General features: G+C 65.8%; 15 protein-coding genes and 1 other RNA gene. 4 read left to right on the top strand and 12 right to left on the bottom strand.

What is annotated here, in order from left to right; genetic code table 11:
* Positions 1-3: 3 nt before the first annotated feature.
* The 6 genes from mraY to rsmH all read right to left on the bottom strand — a co-directional run bounded on the left by mraY (position 4) and on the right by rsmH (position 7,362).
* A complete protein-coding gene (gene mraY, locus BRAD3257_RS11795; RefSeq protein ID WP_122401968.1) occupies positions 4-1,107 on the bottom strand; it encodes a phospho-N-acetylmuramoyl-pentapeptide-transferase in 1,104 nt (367 codons plus the stop codon).
* 182 nt (positions 1,108-1,289) lie between these two features.
* Complete coding sequence (locus BRAD3257_RS11790) at positions 1,290-2,672, bottom strand: UDP-N-acetylmuramoyl-tripeptide--D-alanyl-D-alanine ligase (RefSeq protein ID WP_122401967.1); 1,383 nt, start codon at positions 2,670-2,672, stop codon at positions 1,290-1,292.
* The gene (locus BRAD3257_RS11785; protein ID WP_122401966.1) at positions 2,669-4,141 is read right to left on the bottom strand and encodes a UDP-N-acetylmuramoyl-L-alanyl-D-glutamate--2,6-diaminopimelate ligase; all 1,473 of its coding nucleotides are present in this window, start codon (positions 4,139-4,141) and stop codon (positions 2,669-2,671) included. The genes BRAD3257_RS11790 and BRAD3257_RS11785 overlap by 4 nt, the downstream gene beginning before the upstream one ends.
* 84 nt (positions 4,142-4,225) lie before the next feature.
* The gene (locus tag BRAD3257_RS11780) at positions 4,226-5,980 is read right to left on the bottom strand and encodes a peptidoglycan D,D-transpeptidase FtsI family protein (RefSeq protein ID WP_122401965.1); all 1,755 of its coding nucleotides are present in this window, start codon (positions 5,978-5,980) and stop codon (positions 4,226-4,228) included.
* Entirely contained in the window at positions 5,977-6,369 is a 393-nt protein-coding gene (ftsL, locus tag BRAD3257_RS11775; RefSeq protein WP_122401964.1) for a cell division protein FtsL, read from the bottom strand. Before ftsL ends, BRAD3257_RS11780 begins: the two co-directional genes overlap by 4 nt.
* Before the next feature lie 3 nt (positions 6,370-6,372).
* Positions 6,373-7,362: a 16S rRNA (cytosine(1402)-N(4))-methyltransferase RsmH gene (gene rsmH, locus BRAD3257_RS11770; protein WP_162500172.1), complete on the bottom strand. Its 990-nt coding sequence runs from the start codon at positions 7,360-7,362 to the stop codon at positions 6,373-6,375.
* A gap of 437 nt (positions 7,363-7,799) precedes the next feature.
* Between rsmH and BRAD3257_RS11765 the strand changes: the two genes are divergently transcribed.
* Complete coding sequence (locus tag BRAD3257_RS11765) at positions 7,800-8,660, top strand: N-acetylmuramoyl-L-alanine amidase (RefSeq protein WP_174221563.1); 861 nt, start codon at positions 7,800-7,802, stop codon at positions 8,658-8,660.
* A gap of 185 nt (positions 8,661-8,845) precedes the next feature.
* Here BRAD3257_RS11765 and BRAD3257_RS11760 read toward each other — a convergent pair whose 3' ends face one another.
* Positions 8,846-10,078, bottom strand: coding sequence for an RNA polymerase sigma factor (locus tag BRAD3257_RS11760; RefSeq protein WP_122401962.1), 1,233 nt, complete (start codon positions 10,076-10,078; stop codon positions 8,846-8,848).
* 22 nt (positions 10,079-10,100) lie between these two features.
* Complete coding sequence (locus BRAD3257_RS11755) at positions 10,101-10,454, bottom strand: YciI family protein (RefSeq protein ID WP_122401961.1); 354 nt, start codon at positions 10,452-10,454, stop codon at positions 10,101-10,103.
* 150 nt (positions 10,455-10,604) lie between these two features.
* Between BRAD3257_RS11755 and rnpB the strand changes: the two genes are divergently transcribed.
* Positions 10,605-11,085, top strand: an RNA gene (gene rnpB, locus BRAD3257_RS11750) — RNase P RNA component class A.
* Positions 11,086-11,355: 270 nt separating this feature from the next.
* Here the strand turns inward: rnpB and BRAD3257_RS11745 are convergent.
* Complete coding sequence (locus BRAD3257_RS11745) at positions 11,356-11,784, bottom strand: DUF983 domain-containing protein (RefSeq protein ID WP_162500171.1); 429 nt, start codon at positions 11,782-11,784, stop codon at positions 11,356-11,358.
* Between the two features lie 79 nt (positions 11,785-11,863).
* Here BRAD3257_RS11745 and BRAD3257_RS11740 point away from each other — a divergent pair, with 79 nt between their 5' ends.
* Positions 11,864-13,234: an aminotransferase-like domain-containing protein gene (locus tag BRAD3257_RS11740; RefSeq protein ID WP_162500170.1), complete on the top strand. Its 1,371-nt coding sequence runs from the start codon at positions 11,864-11,866 to the stop codon at positions 13,232-13,234.
* Between the two features lie 7 nt (positions 13,235-13,241).
* On the opposite strand, the gene BRAD3257_RS11735 is transcribed toward BRAD3257_RS11740, so the two are convergent.
* A complete protein-coding gene (locus BRAD3257_RS11735; protein ID WP_162500169.1) occupies positions 13,242-13,502 on the bottom strand; it encodes a hypothetical protein in 261 nt (86 codons plus the stop codon).
* A 231-nt stretch (positions 13,503-13,733) separates the two neighbouring features.
* On the opposite strand from BRAD3257_RS11735, the gene BRAD3257_RS11730 reads away from it, so the two are divergent.
* Entirely contained in the window at positions 13,734-14,477 is a 744-nt protein-coding gene (locus BRAD3257_RS11730; RefSeq protein ID WP_122401957.1) for a sulfite exporter TauE/SafE family protein, read from the top strand.
* A 50-nt stretch (positions 14,478-14,527) separates the two neighbouring features.
* Here the strand turns inward: BRAD3257_RS11730 and BRAD3257_RS11725 are convergent, their stop codons facing one another.
* Together BRAD3257_RS11725 and BRAD3257_RS11720 are read right to left on the bottom strand one after the other, a co-directional pair.
* Complete coding sequence (locus tag BRAD3257_RS11725) at positions 14,528-15,934, bottom strand: MATE family efflux transporter (RefSeq protein ID WP_122401956.1); 1,407 nt, start codon at positions 15,932-15,934, stop codon at positions 14,528-14,530.
* 66 nt (positions 15,935-16,000) lie between these two features.
* The gene (locus tag BRAD3257_RS11720; RefSeq protein WP_162500168.1) at positions 16,001-17,800 is read right to left on the bottom strand and encodes an ABC transporter ATP-binding protein; all 1,800 of its coding nucleotides are present in this window, start codon (positions 17,798-17,800) and stop codon (positions 16,001-16,003) included.
* Positions 17,801-18,110 lie beyond the last annotated feature (310 nt).

Below are 18,110 nucleotides of genomic sequence, written 5' to 3'. Positions count from 1 at the left end.
CCGTCAGCGCAGCTTCAGCGTCGAGAGACCGGCGAGCGCCAGCATCACCGAGATGATCCAGAAGCGGATCACGATCTGCGGCTCGGTCCAGCCGAGCTGCTCGAAATGATGATGGATCGGCGCCATCCGGAAGATGCGCTTTCCGGTGAGCTTGAACGACACCACCTGCACGATGACGGAGACCGCCTCCAGCACGAACAGGCCGCCGATCACAGCAAGCACGATCTCGTGCTTCACCGCGACCGCGATGGCACCGAGCATTCCGCCGAGCGCGAGCGAGCCGGTGTCGCCCATGAAGATCGAGGCCGGCGGCGCGTTGAACCAGAGGAAGCCGAGGCCCGCCCCTAGCAGCGCGCCGCAGAGCACGGCGAGTTCGCCGGTGCCCGCGACATATTTGATCTGGAGATATTCGGCGAACACGGCGTTGCCGGCGAGATAAGCGATCATCGCAAAGCTCGCGGTCGCAATCATCACCGGCACGATGGCGAGGCCGTCGAGACCGTCGGTGAGGTTCACCGCGTTGCCGGAGCCGACGATGACGAAGGCGCCGAAGATGACGAAGAACCAGCCGAAATGCAGCACCGTGTCCTTCAGGAAGGGAATCGTCAGCGCAGTCGATGCGGGATCGCGGTTCAGCCGCACCAGCGCATAGCAGGCGACCAGCGCGATCGCCGCCTCGATCAGCAGGCGAAGCTTGCTGCCGAACCCGGTCGTGGTCTGCTTGGTGACCTTGAGGTAATCGTCGTAGAAGCCGACGAAGCCGAAGCCGAGCGTCACTGCGAGCACGATCCAGACATAGGGGTTGAGCGGATTGGCCCACAGCACCGTGCCGACCGTGAGCCCGGACAGGATCATCAGCCCGCCCATGGTGGGCGTGCCCTTCTTGGCGAGATGCGATTGCGGACCGTCGGTGCGGATCGGCTGGCCCTTGCCCTGGCGGATGCGCAAATGATCGATGATCCAGGGTCCGAACAGGAACACGAACAGCGCGCCGGTGACGACGGCGCCGCCGGTGCGGAAGGTGATGTAGCGGAAGACGTTCAGGACCGTGCGGATTGCACCGAAGCCCGGAAATGTATTGGAGAGCTCGATCAGCCAGTAAAACATTCAGACGGTCCTATGGCGCCTTCGCACGCGCAGCCTTGGCCTGGTTCTCGGCCTTCATTTTGGCCTCAACGTGCCTCACGCGCATTCGCTGGTCTTCATCATCGGGTCGGACGCGACCTCAGGGGAAACGGACGGCTTCGTGCCGCAAAAGAGGGATTCGGGAACAGCGCCTTCCAAGCAGTTTACGCCTTTGCCTGCAAGGCGGCCACCAGCCCCGGCACAAACTTGTTGACCCAGAACATCTTCTTGCTGCCCTTGACAACCACGACGTCGCCTGCCTTCAGCAGGCGCGCAACCTCGCTCGGCTTCAGCGTGGCGGGATCGTCGTGCCAGCCGAGGCCCTTGCCCGGTGGCAGCACGTCGTAGAGGTGACGCATCAGCGGGCCGACGCAGTAGACCGCGTCGATGCCTTCGAGATGCCTGGCGAGGCCGGTGTGATAGCTCGGTGCGTCCTCGCCCAGCTCGAGCATGTCGCCGAGCACCGCGATGCGGCGACCGCCGCTGATGTTGCGCGCCTCAAGGCTTTGCAGCGCAGCCGCCACGCTGGCCGGATTGCCGTTGAAGCTGTCGTCGATCACGGTGATGTCGCCGATTGCCTGCTCGACGCCGCGGCCGGTCATGATGCCGACGCGGTCGAGCTTGATCGCGAGCGTCGCGACGTCGAGATGCGCAGCATGAATCGAGGCCAGCGCAGCCAGCGCATTGTGCACCCGGTGCGGCGCGCCGGGGGTGAGGCTGAAGGCGATCTCCTTCTTGCCGATCGCGGCCACGACCTGCCACCTCTCGCCGTGAGGCGCATGCGCGACCTCGTGCACCTCGGTGTGCTCGCCTCCGAAGCGCACGACCCTGCCTTTCCACTCGGGCGCCTTGATCCCGGCGGGCAGCACCAGCACGCCATCTTCGGGCAGGCCGAGCGCGATCGACACCTTTTCGCGCCGGATAGCGTCGAGCGAGCCGAGCTTCTCCAGATGCACCGGCTGGACGTTGACGACGAGCGCGACGGTCGGCCGCGTCAATTCGCTGAGCCGCGCGATCTCGCCTTGCTGGTTCATGCCCATCTCGACGACCCAGAGGCTGGCGTCCGGCTTGGCATTGCACAGCGTCAGCGGCACGCCCCAGAAATTGTTGAAGCTCGAGGGGCTGGCATAGGCGTTCGGATAAGCCGCCAGAAACTCCTTGGTGCTGGTCTTGCCGGCGCTGCCGGTGAGCCCGATCACCGGCCCGTGGAAGCGGGCGCGGGCAGCGCGCGCGAGGCCCCAGAGGCCGTCGATCAGCGTATCCTTCACGACGATCTGGGGGATGCGGATGCCCGCGATCTCGTGCGGCACGATCATCGCGACCGCGCCTGCGGCTTCCGCCTTGTCCGCGAACTCCCAGCCGTCGCGCGCGCTGGCGAAGGCCGAGATGAAGCCGCCGCTCGGCGTGCCGCTGAGCGCGACGAACAGGCTGCCCGGCTTCACCAGTCGGCTGTCCTGGGTGACGAAATCGATCGGCGTATCCGGGAAAGATCCGGCGGCGCCCAGCGCACGCGCGACCTCGGCAACCGTCCATATCGGCGCGCTCATGCAATCCTCGACGCTAGTGCGGCGGCAACCGCCTCGTGATCACTGAAGGGCAGCACCTCTCCACCGACGATCTGCCCGGTCTCGTGGCCCTTGCCGGCGATGAGCAGTGCATCGCCGTCTTCCAGCTCCTCGATCGCGGCGCGGATCGCGGCAGCGCGGTCGCCGATCTCGCGTGCGCCCTTCGCAGCGGCGAGGATCGCGGCGCGGATGGCATCCGGCTTCTCGCTGCGCGGATTGTCGTCGGTGATGATGACGCCGTCGGCATTCTCCGCCGCGATCGCGCCCATGATCGGACGCTTGCCGGCATCGCGGTCGCCGCCGGCACCGAACACGACGACCAGCCTGCGCTTGGCATAGGGCCGCAGCGCCTGCAGCGCTTTCGCCAGCGCGTCGGGCTTGTGCGCATAGTCGACGAAGATCGGCGCGCCGTTGCGCTCGCCGACGCGCTCGAGCCGGCCCTTGGCGCCTTCGAGATGTTCGAGGCTTGCGAACACGTTTGCAGCGTCGCTGCCGGTGCCGATGGCAAGGCCGGCCGACACCAGCGCGTTCTCGATCTGGAATTCGCCGACCAGCGGCAGCCGGATCGCGTAGCCCCTGCCGCGATGTTCGACCGTGAGCTTCTGCGCAAAGCCTTCGACCACGGCCTCGGTGAGGCGGATGCCCTCGCCTGCGCCATCACCGTTGCGGCCCACCGCCATGATGCGCAGGCCGCGCGCCTTCGCCGCATCGATCGCTTCCGCCGAGCAATCATGATCGGCCGAGATCACGGCGGCGCCGCCCGGCGGAATCAGCTCGCGGAACAGGCGAAGCTTTGCCGCGAGATAATGCGCGACCGTCGGATGGTAATCCATATGGTCGCGCGAGAGATTGGTGAATCCGCCGGCCGAGATATGCACGCCATCGAGGCGGTACTGGTCGAGCCCGTGCGAGGACGCCTCGAAGGCGAGATGCGTGACGCCTTCGCGCGCGATCTCGTCCAACTGCCGGTGCAGCGCGATCGGATCCGGCGTCGTCAGCGAGCCGTAGACCGTGCGCTTCGGCGAAACGAGACCAATGGTGCCGATGCTGGCGGAGGCATGTCCGAGCCGCTCCCAGATCTGACGCGTGAAGGCGGCAACCGAGGTCTTGCCGCTGGTTCCGGTCACCGCCGCAATCGTTGCAGGCTGCGCGGGGAAGAATCTTGCGGCGGCGAGCGCCAGCGCGCGGCGCGGATTGGTGGCGGCGATGAACGGCACCTTGCATGCTGCCGGCGCATGATCGCCGACGATTGCGATCGCGCCCGCAGCAACCGCAGCATCGATGAAGCGAGCGCCATCGGTCTTGCTGCCCGCGAGCGCGAAGAACAGATCGCCCGGCTTGACCACGCGGCTGTCGAGCGCAACGCCGCTCACGTCGAGCGCCGCAACGGCGGGCTCGATCGCGGCATCATTGCCCGGAACGTCTTGACCTAAGAGGTCGCGCAGCTTCATGGTCTTCCAGTCGACATGCCCGGCCGGAAAGCCGAATCCTTGGGAAAATCCCGACTCAGCACCGGCGACGGCCCACCCGGTTGATTACTGGGTTGTCCTGGATGCTGCAAGAATAAGGCGCTCGGACGGCGGCAGGTCAAACCGCGGCTCGACGCCCAGAAGCGGCGCGATCCGCTCGATCACCTTGCCGCCGGTCGGCACCGCGTTCCAGCCGGAGGTGATGAAACCCTTCGTCTCGGGAATCGCCTGCGGCTCGTCCAGCATCACCAGGATCTGATATTTCGGATCGTCGCAGGGCATGATGGCGGTGAACGAGTTGAGCACGCGCTTCTTGGCGTAGCGGCCGTTGATGACCTTTTCCGACGTTCCGGTCTTGCCGCCGACATAGTAGCCCTTGATGTCGGCGGTCTTGGCGGTGCCGATTTCGGCGTTGAGCCGCATCAGGAACCGCATCTTGTCGCTGGTCTCCGGCTTGATGACGCGCTTGGCCATCGCCATGGCTTCGGATTCGCTTCGTTTCATGAATGTCGGCGGAATCAGGTAGCCGCCGTTCACCAGCGCGTTGATACCCATCACCGCTTGCAGCGGCGCCACGGAGAGGCCCTGGCCGAACGCGGCAGTCACCGTGTTCAGCTCGCTCCAGCGCCGCGGGATCAGCGGCGCCGCGCTCTCCGGCAATTCGGTGCGCAGCCGCGTCAACTGCCCCATCTTGGCGAGGAAGGCCTTGTGCGCCTCGACGCCCTGGCCGAGTGCGATCCGTGCGGCACCGATGTTGGACGAGTAGGTGAACACTTCCTTGGTGTTGATGAAACGTCCGAGCGGATGGCTGTCGTGGATCGTGAACTTGCCGTAGTGCAGGTTTCCGCGCGCATCCCACATCGAGTTCAAGTTGATCTTGCCGGAATCGAGCGCCATCGCCAGCGTGAACGCCTTGAAGGTCGAGCCCATCTCGTAGACGCCGGTGGTCAGGCGGTTGATGCGGTCGGGGTCGTGCGCTTCCTTCGGATTGTTGGGATCGAAGTCCGGCAGCGAGACCATCGCCACGATCTCGCCGGTCTTGACGTTGGAGACGATGCCGGAGGCGGCCTTGGCGTGGAACTTGTCCTTGGCCTTCAACAGCTCGTCGCGCAGCGCATGCTCGACGCGCAGGTCGACCGAGAGCTCGATCGGCTTCTGCAGCCGGTCGGTGGCAAAGCCGGCGCGGTGGAGATCGGCCAGCCCCTGGTTGTCGAGCCACTTCTCGAGGCCAGCGATGCCCTGGTTGTCGATGTTGACGAGACCGATGAGATGGGCGACCTCGTTGCCGGTGGGATAGACGCGCTTGTTCTCGCGCAGGAAGCCGATGCCGGGAATTCCGAGTTTGTGGACGGCCTGCTGCTGCGCCGGCGTGACCTCGCGCTTGAGCCAGACGAAACCCTTGCGCGTCCTGAGGCGCTCGCGCACCTCGACCTCGTCGAGGTCGGGAATGGTCGCGGTCAAGAGCTCGATCGCCTCGTCCTTGTCGATGATGCGGCGCGGCTCGCCGAACAGGCTCGCCGCCTTGACGTCGGTCGCAAGGATTGCGCCGTTGCGGTCGACGATGTCGGGCCGTGCGGTCGCAACCACCTCCTGCGCCGCAGCGCGGCGCGCGCTGTGGGCGTCGGCGCCGATCGCGAACATCACGAGCCGGCCGCCGATCAAAGCGTAGACCGAGGCGAAGGCGAGCATTGCGAGGCCCACGCGCGCGCGCGCCTTCGCGGCGCGATCGACATTGCGCCCGTAGAGCAGGCTTCGGATCAGCCGCTGCCGCCAAGGCTCGGCCGACTTTTCGGTTGGTCTTGCAGGCGTTGCCGGGCTCATTGCTTGTCCTCGGGCTGAGGCACGGAACCCGTCACCGTGTCAGGGTCGCTCGCGGCTTCGATGGTCTTGAGCATGGCCCCGATCGGATCGGGCTCGCCCGGCCTGAACATCCGCGGCGGACGCTCCGGCAGGTTCTTCAGCGAATCATATTGCGTGCCGTTGATCGGCTTCAGCGACAGATGCCGGTCGGACAGGCCTTGCAGGCGCAAGGGCGCATCGAGCTTGGCCCATTCTGCGCGCAGCGAGGCGATCGCATCGCGCTGTTCGCGGATCTCCGCATGCAGCCGCAGCACCTTCTCGGTGCGCGCCGTCGAGTCCATCTTGATCCGGTAGACATGGGCGGCTGCGAAGATCAGCGCACCGATGACGAGGAGGTGGATGATGCGCATGCGCTAGCCGCCCCTCATCACGTCCGAGAGCTTTGGCCAGGACGATGCCTCGTCGGTCTCGTGCGCCGGCGCCGAGGTGCGCTCGGCGGCGCGCAGCTTTGCCGAGCGCGCGCGCGGATTATGCGCGACTTCGTCCTCGCCGGCGACGACCGGCCGCCGCGTCAGCAGCTGGAAGCTCGGCGCACTTTGCGCGACTTCCGGCAGATGCCGCGAACCGCCGCCCGTCTTGGAACGCTCGGAGAGGAAATTCTTGACGATACGGTCTTCCAGCGAATGGAACGAGACGACGATGAGGCGGCCGCCGGGCTTGAGCACGCGCTCGGCCGCAGCGAGCGCGCTCTGGAGTTCCTCGAGCTCTTCGTTGACGAAGATGCGCAGCGCCTGGAACGTCCGCGTCGCCGGGTGAATGTCCCCGGGCTTCGATCGCACCACCCTGCCGACGAGATCGGCGAGCGCGCGCGTGGTGGTGAACGGCGTTTCCTGCCGGTCCGCCACGATGGCGCGGGCGATGCGGCGGGAATGCCGCTCCTCGCCGAAGAGATAGATGATGTCGGCAAGATCGCCTTCGGAGGCGCGCGCGACGACGTCGGCCGCGGTCGGGCCTGTCTGCCCCATCCGCATGTCGAGCGGACCGTCGAGGCGGAAGGAGAAGCCGCGGCCGGCCTGGTCGAGCTGCATCGAGGACACGCCGACGTCCATCACGACGCCGTCGATCGCCTCGAGGCCTTGCGCGGCGCAGACCTCGGCAAGGTTGGAGAAGCGGTCCTCGACCAGCGTCAGCCGGCCCGCGGAGCGTTCGACCAGCTCGGCACCGCCGGCAATCGCGGTGCGGTCGCGATCAATGGCGATCAGTCGGGTTCCCGGCACCTCCAGGATCGCGCGGCTATAGCCGCCGGCACCGAAAGTGGCGTCGACATAGACGCCGCCCTCGCGCGGAGCGAGATGCGCGATGGCCTCACGGCCAAGAACAGGGATATGCGGCGCCGAGCTCATGCGCGACGCCTGCCGACCATCCAGCCTGACCAAGCGAGATCGGGGTCGAACAAGCCCATAACGCCTCGAATCATTGCGCGTCGCGGCGGTTCCACGACAAAGCCCCCGTCCTGCATGGTAACCGAGCCCGGTCGTCCCGGGCCACCAACCCAGTGTTCCCAGTGGAATTTGTCGGGCAGCCATGGGATTTCGAGCCAAAATACGCTTTGGCCGCCTCCGGACGCGGGTCGGCTCTTCATCTCTCAGTAACGGCCCTTAGCGTTAAGAAAGCGTTGCTCGGCCCGTGACAAGTGGAAAAGGTGACGTGGGGGTGATGCTTCATCCACACACATCGCCAAAATGCATCCGTTAACCGCGTCGCGTGATTGCGCACGGTGCAGGGTAAAGGAATAGTAAAGAGAAGGGCTTGCCCCACTCTCCGTCCGTTTGAGCTGCTCATGCCCTCCGGTTCGTCCACGCCGTCTGGATCCGATTCGAAGCGACAACGTGTTCTCCCGGTTCCCAAGACCGTGGCGGGCCTGCGGACGTTCGAGCCCGATTCCTCGATCGTGTCCGACATCATCCCCTCGCCCAATTATGGCGAGCGCAACAAGGGACGGCAGCCGGACATGATCGTGCTGCACTACACCGGCATGCCCGATGTCGAGGGCGCGCTGGCGCGGCTCTGCACGGCCGGCACCGAGGTCTCGGCGCATTATGTCGTGCTGGAGGACGGCCGCATCGTGCAATGCGTGCCCGAGACCAAGCGCGCCTGGCACGCGGGCGTCTCTTCCTGGGCCGGCGAGGACGATATCAACTCCTGCTCGATCGGCATCGAGATCATCAATCGCGGCCATGACTGGGGCTATCCGGAGTATCCGCTGCGCCAGATCGCCGCCGTGATCGCGCTGTGCCGCGGTATCATGCTCCGCCGCAAGGTGCCGGCGCACCGGGTGCTCGGCCATTCCGACGTCGCGCCCGCCCGCAAGAAGGACCCCGGCGAAAAATTTCCGTGGCATTCGCTGGCTAATTCCGGCGTCGGTCACTGGGTAACACCCGCGCCGATCGTTCGGGGCGAGAAGCTGATGCTCGGCACCATCAGCGACGCGGTACTGAGCATGCAGCAGGCACTCGCACGGTACGGCTATGGCGTGCCCCTGAACGGCAAATACGACGCCGCGACCATGGAGGTCGTCACCGCCTTCCAGCGCCATTTCCGTCCGGCCCGGCTCGACGGTGTCGCGGATCATTCGACGCTCTCGACATTGCAGGCGCTGCTGGCGAGCTTGCCGTCGGACGCGACGACGGTTGCGAAGTGAGGGCGACAGCTACATCCTCCGTCGTTGCGAGGAGCTCGCGACAAAATTGCGAAGCAATTTTGCGCTGATGCGACGAAGCAATCCAGACTGTTTCCCCCGAGGCAGTCTGGATTGCTTCGCGGAGCCTGTCATCGGGCCGCGCTTCGCGCGGACCCGTTGGCTCGCATGATGACGTTGATACAGCCCTACCCCATCTCCCTCACCCTTCGCGCATAGAGCCGCCGCAACGGCTCGAGTTGCGTTGCCTCGGTCGCCGCACGATACGCCTCGCGCGCCTCCTCCGTCCTGCCGAGCCGCCGCAACAAATCCGCGCGCACCGCGGGCAACAGCTCATAGCCGCGAAGCCCGCCGCGCGCGGTGATGGCATCGACGAGATCGAGCGCTCGTGCCGGCCCATCGACCATCGACACCGCCGCCGCATGGTTCAACTCGATCACCGGCGAAGGACTGATGCGCAGCAGCACCTGGTAGAGCCCCGCAATCTGCGGCCAATCGGTCTCCTCGAAGCTCGGCGCACGCGCATGCAGCGCGGCGATCGCGGCCTGCACCGCATAGGGCTGCGGCCGGCCCGGCACGCGCAGCGCGTCCTCCACCAGCCGCAGGCCCTCATCGATCTGCGCGCGGTCCCACAGCGCGCGGTCCTGCTCTTCGAGCAGCACGATGTCGCCGGCCGGCGTCTCGCGCCCGGCGCGGCGCGCGTCGTGCAGCAGCATCAACGCCAGCAGGCCCTTGATCCCGGCGCGATCGGGCAGCAAGCGGTCCAGCAGGCGACCAAGCCTGATGGCCTCGACGGCGAGATCGGGCCGCATCAGGTCCGTGCCCTCGGTCGCGACATAGCCCTCGGTGAAGACGAGATAGATCACGGCCAGCACGCCATCGAGCCGCGGCGCCAGCGCCTCGCGCTCCGGCACCTCGTAGGGGATGCCGGCAAGCCTGATCTTCTGCTTGGCGCGGACGAGCCGCTGCGCCATCGCCTCCTCGCTGACGAGAAAGGCGCGCGCCACCTGCGCCGTCGACAGCCCACAGACCGTACGCAGCGTCAGCGCGACCTGCACCTCGGGCGCGAAGGCGGGATGGCAGCAGGTGAAGATCAGCCGCAGCATGTCGTCATCGAGCGTTGCCGGCGGCTCGTCGGGGCCCAGCGCGTTGAGCTCGAGCTCATGCACCAGCGCCTGCTGCTTGCCGCGGAAGACCACCTGGCGGCGGATGCGGTCGATCACCTTGTGCTTGGCGACGTTGACCAGCCAGGCGCGCGGATTGTCAGGGGCCTCACACCCCGCCCAGCGTTCCAGGGCAACGGCGAAAGCATCCTGGAGTGCGTCCTCGGCGAGATCGAAATCGCCGACGAGGCGGATCAGCGTGGCCAGCGCCCGCCCCGCCTCGTCACGGAATATCCTGTCGATCTCGCCAGGGGTCATGCGGCGACGCGCGGCTCGGCCGTCACTTGTCGTAGACCCAGATCGGCCGCACCTCGATCGAGCCGATGCGCGCGCTGGGAATCCGCGCCGCGATCTCGATCGCCGCGTTGAGATCCTTCGCCTCGACCAGGTAGTAACCGCCGAGCTGCTCGCGTGTTTCCGCGAACGGACCATCGGTCGTCAGCGTCTTGCCCTCGCGCACACGCACGGTCGTTGCAGTCGTGGTCGGCTGCAGGCGGTCGCCGGCCTTGAAGTTGCCGCTCTGGATGATGGATTGCGTGAAGGCCTGGTATTCGGCCAGCATCTTCTGGCTGGTCGCCGCGTCGTTCTTCGCGTACTCGACCTCGTTCTGATAGATCATCAGCAGATATTGCATGGCTTCACTCCTGTTGTTCGGCTCACTCGCCGACATCCAGTCGAACGGGGTACGGTCCAAACGACATCTTCAGGATAAATTATTTCGGGCGGATCGTACGTCGCGATATCGGCTTGACGGAACCGTCACAAATGCCCATGCGTAGTCCCGTCAGTCGGCCGGACGGCCGCTCCGGCAGGTGCCGAAAGGCCGCCGGGGAGGAAAGTCCGGGCTCCCTTGACATGCGGTGCCGGATAACGTCCGGCGGGGGTGACCCCAGGGAAAGTGCCACAGAGAACGAACCGCCCGCCGTCGCCCCTTCGGGGCTATGGCGCGACAAGCCCGCAAGGCTCGCCGCGCCGAAGCTGCGCAAGCAGCGTAGGCGGGTAAGGGTGAAAAGGTGCGGTAAGAGCGCACCGCGGTTCCGGCAACGGAGCCGGCATGGCAAACCCCACCGGGAGCAAAACCGAATAGGGACGGCATAGCGGGCTGTTCGCGAAAGCGATAACGCCGCGGGGCGATGTCAGGCCCGCCGTCCGGGTAGGTTGCTCGAGGCCATGTGCAAACATGGTTCCAGAGGAATGGCCGTCGCGTATCGTTCGCGCAAGCGGGCGGTGCCCTACAGAACCCGGCTTACAGGCCGGCTGATACTCTGAAGCGTTTTCGAGCGAAGTGGTTTTCCGGTTCGCGTGAAGAAAACGCGTCCTGCTGAGGAAGCAACGAGGGGTTCGATGCTAGCGCATCGGACCCCTCACCATTTGGACCACCATCGTGATTCCGGGGCGTGCGCAGCACGAATCCGGAATCCATCGGGCCGCAGTGTTGGTGAAATGAATGGATTCCGGGCTCTCGCTGCGCGAGCCCCGGAACGACGACAAGAGTTACACCACGATCTCGCAACACCGCCATCGGCGCGCTCGATTCAGGCGGCGCGCGTGTCCACCTTCACCGGCACCGGCGCAAGCCCGCCCGTCTCCCGCCGCAGCTTGCTCGCCTCGAAGCCGTGCATGCCAAGCTGCCATTGCAGCCCGACGATGCAGCCCTTGGTTGGTTGCAGCAGCGCGAGCGAAGCGAACAGCGTCACGGGCAGCCACACCGCAAGCTGCAGCCACTCGGGCGGCGCGTAAGCGGTCTCGATCGCAAGAATTGCCGGCACCACGAGATGGCCGACCACGACCATCACGAGATAGGCGGGAAAGTCGTCGGCGCGCTGGTGAAACAGCTCCTCGCCACAATGATCGCAAGCCTCGGTCACTTTCAGGAAACGGCCGAACATATGCCCCTCCCCGCAATTGGGACATTTGCCGCTGAAACCGCGCCACATCGCCTTTGCCAGAGAGACCGTCGCCATGACCACACCTCTTCCTTTTCGACGATCCATACAATAATATCATGCATCCATACATTCAAAGCTTATAGGCCTAAATTGCATGGGCTGGATCCCTACAATCTCGGAGCTCTCGGGGCCGCGCTACCAGCGCATCGTCGAGGCCATGGAGGCCGATATCGCCGCCGGGAGGTTGGTGCGCGGCCAGCAATTGCCGACGCAGCGGGCGCTGGCAAAAGCACTCGGCATCGACCTCACCACCGTGACGCGCGCCTACACTGAAGCCCGGCGCCGCGGCATCATGGAAGCCCGCGTCGGACAGGGCTCGTTTGTGTCGGAGACCAGCGCGCGGCGCGCGGTCGACCTGCCGCATCCGGTCGCGATCGACCTCTCGATGAACGTGCCGCCGCATCCGCTCGAGGCGCAGCTCGACGAGCGCATCGTCGCCGGAATGGAAGCCATCCGCACGCAATCGGGCCTGACGGCGTATCTCAATTATCAGCCGCCCGGCGGCAGCGCGCATGAGCGCGAGATCGCCGCGCGCTGGATGCGCGCACGCGCTCCGCATGCGCAGGCCGAAAGGCTCGTGATCTTTCCGGGCGCACAGACGATCCTCTTCAACCTGCTCGCTCATCTTGCGCGGCCCGGCGAAACCGTGCTGACCGAAGCCCTCACCTTCCCCGGCATCAAGGCCGCCGCAGCACAGCTCGGCGTCAAGCTCGTCGGCGTCCCGATGGACGAGGACGGCATCCTGCCCGATGCGCTGGTAAAGGCGTGCCGCGCGCACCGGCCAAAGGCCGTTTATCTCATTCCGACGCTGCACAATCCGACCACCGCAACGCTTTCGGCTGAGCGGCGCAGCGCTGTCGCAAAGATCGTTCGCGATGCCGGCACGATCCTGATCGAGGACGACGCCTACGGGCTGCTTGATCGCTCGGCGTCGCCGATCGCGAACCTCATTCCGGAGCGGACTTATCTCGCAACCACGCTGTCAAAATGCATTGCGCCGGCGCTACGCGTTGCCTATCTGGTGACGCCCGATGCCGACGCGCAGCTTCAGATGCGCGGCCACTTGCAGGCCACCGTCCAGATGCCGGCGCCACTGATGGTCGCTCTGGTGACGCACTGGATCGAGGCCGGTATCGCCGACCGCATCATCACGGCCATCCGCAACGAGGCAGTCGGGCGCCAACAGATTGCGCAACGCGCCCTAAAGGGTTTTCAGTTCCTGGCCAAGCCTGCCGCTCATCATCTCTGGCTGCGGCTGCCGGAGGGCCGGCGCGATGTCGCGGCACATCTGCTGCGCAATGGACTCGCGATCGTGGGAGGCGATGCCTTCACCGTGGATGGAGCACCGCCGCATGCGGCGCGTGTCTCGCTGGGGGCGGCACGCAACAGGGCGGAATTGACGCAAGCGCTGCGCATCCTGATCGGCGCGCTACACGAGCCCGCCGACACCAGACAGATCGTCTAGACTCTTCTTATCGATGATGACGACGGTGGCGTGGGCGAACGACTGGCGCAACGGCTGCAGGATAGGCCGCATAGGCCTCGCTCGGGGCCAACGCCTCGCCGCGGGCTGCGCGCCCCGCGGGCGTGAGCTGGCCGCCATTGAGCACATCGCGGTCGGGATGTGCGGCCTGATAGGCTGCAGGCTCGGAAAACTGCGCCTGCGCCAATGTCGGCGTCAGGCCGGCGACCGATAACAGCGCGGCCGCAACGGCAATGTTCATGCGGGTCATGATCATGCTCCATCATCTCATCAGGGACGGTGCGGCGTGACGCCCGGCAGGCCCCAAGATTAAAGTGCGAGCATCATGTAGGCGCGTCTTCCGCGAATGCCCGCCCTCCGGCATCACGCTTGCGTGCGGTTTTGAAATTGACCTTCCCGGCCGCATCTGTGCTATGCGCCAGATGACGTTCAAAAGCAGCGATCGAAGTTCGGCATCGCCGCTAACGACAGGAAATGACAGGTGGAAACGTCCACTTACGCGCTGCTGCTGTTCGGCGCGCTAGCCGGCGGCTTCGTCTCGGGACTGGCCGGATTCGGCACGGCGCTGATGGCGCTCGGCATCTGGCTCTACGTCCTGCCGCCCACGCTCGCGGTCCCGCTGGTGCTGATCTGCTCGGTGATCGCGCAGACCTCGACGCTGCCCTCGATGTGGAAGAGTTTTGATCTCTCGCTGGTCTGGCCGTTCCTGATCGGCGGCCTGATCGGCGTGCCGCTCGGGACCATGATGGTCGCGTCGGCCGATCCAAAAGTGTTCAAGCTGAGCGTCGGCGTGCTGATCCTGATCTTCTCGAGCGCGCTGTACCTCAACAAGAGGCCGCTCGCCTTCAAGGCCGGCGGCCGGATTGCCGACGGCGCGATCGGCTTTGCCGGCGGCATTCTCGGCGGCCTCGCCGGACTCTCGGGGCCGCTGCCGATCCTGTGGGCCAACATCCGCGGCTGGAACAAGCACGAGCGGCGCGGCATCTTCCAGCTCTTCAACTTCACGGTGCTCGCCACCGCGCTGGTGCTGCAGACGGCATCGGGCCTCGTCGCCTTCAAGGTGGTCTGGCTCGCGGCTGTCGCCTTTCCCGGCACGCTGATCGGCGCATGGGCGGGCGCGCGCGTCTATCACGCGCTGAACGACAAGCATTTCGGCGATGTCGTGCTCGGCCTCTTGTTCCTGTCGGGCCTCACCCTGGTCTGGAATAGCGTTGGCGCGCACTGACGTGTGCGCCAACGAAGATGCGTCCTTGTCGCGACACGACCAGGCTGTCGCTATGCCGGCGCGCGCGCAGGAGGCGCTTCAGGCTCAGTCTCCACCTCCTCCGGAACCTCGGCGTGCCGCAGCGGAGCCAGGCGCTTGCCGAATTCGCGGTACAGCAACCACACGCTCAACGCAGCCTGAACCGTCGTTGTCACAATCGACAAATACCAGACGTGCTCCATCCGAAAGCCCGGCCACGTCGAGAGCCAGATCGACGGCAGGGAATAGGTGAGGACCCGCATTGCCGAGCTCACCAGCACGGGCTTGGTGTTGCCGAGTCCCTGGAACATGCTGGAGGTGGTGAAGATCAGCCCCTGCGCCACCATGTTGAACGAGACGATGCGCAGGAAGAGCGACGCAACCGCCAACGTTTCCCGATCACTCGAGAAGCCGGCAAGCAACAGACCCGGCGCGAGTTGCGCGAGGGCCAGGAACACGATCATCACGGCGGTCGCGACAAGCGCCGCCTTGACAAAGGTCTCCCGCACGCGCGCGCCGTTGCCGGCGCCGAAGTTCTGGCCGGCGATGGGCCCCGCAGCCAGCGCAATGGCGAGCGCCGGCATCTGGATCAGGCCGAGGAGACGCGTGCCGATACCAAATCCGGCCTGCGCCGCCGGGCCGAAAACGCTCAGTACATAATAGCCCACGGCCATGATGATGAAGACCATCACGAACTCACCGCCGGCAGGCAGGCCAACATTGAGGATTCTCTTCCACTGCCAAAGCTGAGGCCGCCATTGCGCAGGATGAAAGGCGACGTAGCGCTCCAGCTTCAGGAAATACGCGAGCAGCATCAGCACGCCGATACAGACGGCGATCGAGCTTGCGAGGCCAGCTCCAGCGACACCGAGCGGATGCCCGGTGCCCCAGCCCGAGATCAGGACCGGCGCCAGCGCGATGTTGATGCCCACCGCGAGCGCCTGCACCAGCATGCTCGGCCGCACGATGCCGGTCGCCCGCAATGCGGACGCCATCACTTGCGTCGCGAATTGCAGCGCCAGCGCCGGCATGAACCAGAGCAGATAGAGGGTGCCCGCTTCGATCGTTGCGTCGTCGGCCGCGACCGCGCGCATATAGGGACGCGACAGCGCGAAACCCGCAACCAGCGTCAGCAGCCCGAACAGCACCGACAGGACGACCGATTGGTTGAACACCAGATTGGCATCGTCACGGTCCTTGCGGCCAACGGCATGCGCCATCAACGCAACCGTGCCGACGCCGAGCACCTGCATCAAGGCGTTGACGAGAAAGCCGGCGTTGCCGGCCGCGGCGACGCCCGCGATCGCGGCCTCGCCGAGGCTCGAGACGAAGTAGAGGTCGACGAGCTGGCAGATCATGATCGTGATCATGCCGACCACGATCGGTGGCGCCATGTGCAGGATGTGGCTCACGATGGAGCCGCGCGTCAGGTCTTTCATGTCAATCCATCCCTGCCCTGATCCTTCGCGGCTTGCGGACGTTCTCCTCCGTCCGCAGGCCGCGCCTCATTCCGCTGCTGCGATCTGCCCGAGCTCCACCACCTGGCGCTCGAACAGGCCGCGATAAATGCCCGCCGGCTTGGCCGCGAGCAGAGCATGCGTGCCTTGCTCGACGATCTCGCCGCGGTCGAACACCAGGATGCGATCGAGGCTCCTCACCGTCGACAGCCGGTGCGCGATCACGATCGACGTGCGGCCCTTCATCAGCCGCTCCATCGCCTCCTGGATCAGCGCCTCCGATTCCGAATCGAGGCTCGAGGTCGCCTCGTCCAGGATCAGCACCGGCGCATCCGCCAGGAACGCCCGCGCCAGCGCCACGCGCTGCCGCTCGCCGCCCGACAGTTTGACGCCGCGCTCGCCGACCAGCGTGCCGTAACCCTTCGGCAGACGCAGGATGAAGTCGTGCGCATTCGCGAGCCGCGCCGCCTGCTCGATCGCATCAAAGCTGGCGCCGGGCCGGCCATAGGCGATGTTCTCGGCGAGCGAGCGGTGAAACAGGATCGGCTCCTGCTGCACGATCGCAATCTGGCTGCGCAGCGATTGCTGCGTGGCGAGCGCGATGTCCTGCCCGTCGATCAGCACGCGACCGCCGGTGACGTCGTAGAGCCGTTGCACCAGCTTGACGAAGGTCGACTTGCCGGAGCCGGAGCGGCCGACGAGACCGACGCGTTCGCCGGCGCGGATCCTGACCGACAAGCCGTCGTATAGCGGCGCGCGATGGCCGCCATAATGGAAGGTGACGTCGTCGAACACGATCTCGCCGCCCTCGATCGCGATCGGCCGCGCATAGACCGCATCCGCAATCCCGATCGGCTCGTCATGGATCGCCACCAATTCCTCCATGTCGTTGACCGAGCGCTGCAGGTTGTTGATGTGCATGCCGACGTCACGCAGATAGGCGTGGATGACGTAGTAGCTCGTCAGCACGTAGGTGACGTCGCCCGGCGAGGCATATCCCGAGATCCACAGCAGCACGGAGCCGCCGATCACCGAGGCACGCAAGGCCAGCAGCAGCGAGAGCTGCGCCATGGCGGTGTAGTTGTAGCGAAACCAGGTCCGCCGCACGCGCACGCGCCAGCGTTTGATGACGCGGGCGAGCCGCGCGTCTTCGCGCAGCTCCGCGCCGAAGGATTTCACCACCGCGTTGCAGGTCAGCGCATCCGCCAAGGTGCCTCCGACCTTGGTGTCCCAGGCATTGGAGACGCGCGCGGCCGGCGCGATGTAGCGGGTCGAGAACAGCACCGTCATGGTGACATAGGCCAGCGCGCCGAGCGCAATCACCGCGCCGAGCGAGGCCCAGTGCACGCCGAGCAGGATCATCGACCCGATCAGAACGACAAACGAGGGCAAGAGCGCCAACAGAAGTGTGTCGTTGAGCAGGTCGAGCGCCCACATGCCGCGGGTGATCTTGCGTACCGTGGAGCCGGCAAAAGAGTTCGCATGCCAGTCGGTCGAGAAGCGCTGCACGCGCGTGAACGCGTCCTGCGCGACGTCCGACATGATCTTGAGCGTGAACGGCACGATCGCCTGGAGCCCTGCGAGCCGCAGCACCATCGAGGCCGCGCCGAGCGCCACGATGGCGCCGAACGCGACCAATGCCGCGTGGCGCGCATCGGGATCGGACGGACCGCGGGTCAGCGCATCGATCAGGTGTCCGGAGAACACCGGCATGAACAAATCGGCGACGGTCGCGCCGAGCAGGCCGCCGGCCACGACGAGGCCGCGCCCCGGCTGCTTCAGCCAGTGCCGGAACACGAAGGGCAGCACGACGCGAATCGCCGCGGGCTTTTTTGACAGAGCGGTCATGGCATCATCCGGCCGCTTTCGCGCGGGCCGGCTCCATCGAATGGACGCAAGTCGGCCCGAAGGCCGCAACGGCGTCATGTAGAACTGATTTTGACTTGGGAAGCGAAGCGATCGGGACGCTTGGCCAAAACCTTGGCCCAATCGAAGCTGGCGGAAGAGGCCTCTAACGGGCCGCGTACATACCGAGCCAGGAGATCATCGAGCGCGGGCGTACGATCTGCGATTGCGACGAAATCATGCAAATCCCTCCCGGTTCGATTGAATGAGGTGCGCTTTATAGATGTGTCGCTCGTGAATTGCAACGGGGCTC

The sequence above is a fragment of the Bradyrhizobium vignae genome, assembly GCF_900324035.1.
GTDB classification, from domain to species: domain Bacteria; phylum Pseudomonadota; class Alphaproteobacteria; order Rhizobiales; family Xanthobacteraceae; genus Bradyrhizobium; species Bradyrhizobium vignae.
The sequence above is the reverse complement of the archived record's forward strand: the minus strand, read 5'-3'. Positions and strand labels throughout refer to the sequence as shown.

Bases quoted from the DNA above. Each gene is read 5' to 3' on its own strand.
- BRAD3257_RS11720 (WP_162500168.1), bottom strand. From the start codon at position 17,800: ATGACCGCTCTGTCAAAAAAGCCCGCGGCGATTCGCGTCGTGCTGCCC.
- BRAD3257_RS11745 (WP_162500171.1), bottom strand. From the start codon at position 11,784: ATGGCGACGGTCTCTCTGGCAAAGGCGATGTGGCGCGGTTTCAGCGGC.
- BRAD3257_RS11740 (WP_162500170.1), top strand. From the start codon at position 11,864: ATGGGCTGGATCCCTACAATCTCGGAGCTCTCGGGGCCGCGCTACCAG.
- BRAD3257_RS11780 (WP_122401965.1), bottom strand. From the start codon at position 5,980: ATGAGCCCGGCAACGCCTGCAAGACCAACCGAAAAGTCGGCCGAGCCT.
- BRAD3257_RS11785 (WP_122401966.1), bottom strand. From the start codon at position 4,141: ATGAAGCTGCGCGACCTCTTAGGTCAAGACGTTCCGGGCAATGATGCC.
- BRAD3257_RS11725 (WP_122401956.1), bottom strand. From the start codon at position 15,934: ATGAAAGACCTGACGCGCGGCTCCATCGTGAGCCACATCCTGCACATG.
- BRAD3257_RS11735 (WP_162500169.1), bottom strand. From the start codon at position 13,502: ATGACCCGCATGAACATTGCCGTTGCGGCCGCGCTGTTATCGGTCGCC.
- BRAD3257_RS11790 (WP_122401967.1), bottom strand. From the start codon at position 2,672: ATGAGCGCGCCGATATGGACGGTTGCCGAGGTCGCGCGTGCGCTGGGC.
- ftsL (WP_122401964.1), bottom strand. From the start codon at position 6,369: ATGCGCATCATCCACCTCCTCGTCATCGGTGCGCTGATCTTCGCAGCC.
- rsmH (WP_162500172.1), bottom strand. From the start codon at position 7,362: ATGAGCTCGGCGCCGCATATCCCTGTTCTTGGCCGTGAGGCCATCGCG.
- BRAD3257_RS11765 (WP_174221563.1), top strand. From the start codon at position 7,800: ATGCCCTCCGGTTCGTCCACGCCGTCTGGATCCGATTCGAAGCGACAA.
- BRAD3257_RS11760 (WP_122401962.1), bottom strand. From the start codon at position 10,078: ATGACCCCTGGCGAGATCGACAGGATATTCCGTGACGAGGCGGGGCGG.
- BRAD3257_RS11755 (WP_122401961.1), bottom strand. From the start codon at position 10,454: ATGCAATATCTGCTGATGATCTATCAGAACGAGGTCGAGTACGCGAAG.
- mraY (WP_122401968.1), bottom strand. From the start codon at position 1,107: ATGTTTTACTGGCTGATCGAGCTCTCCAATACATTTCCGGGCTTCGGT.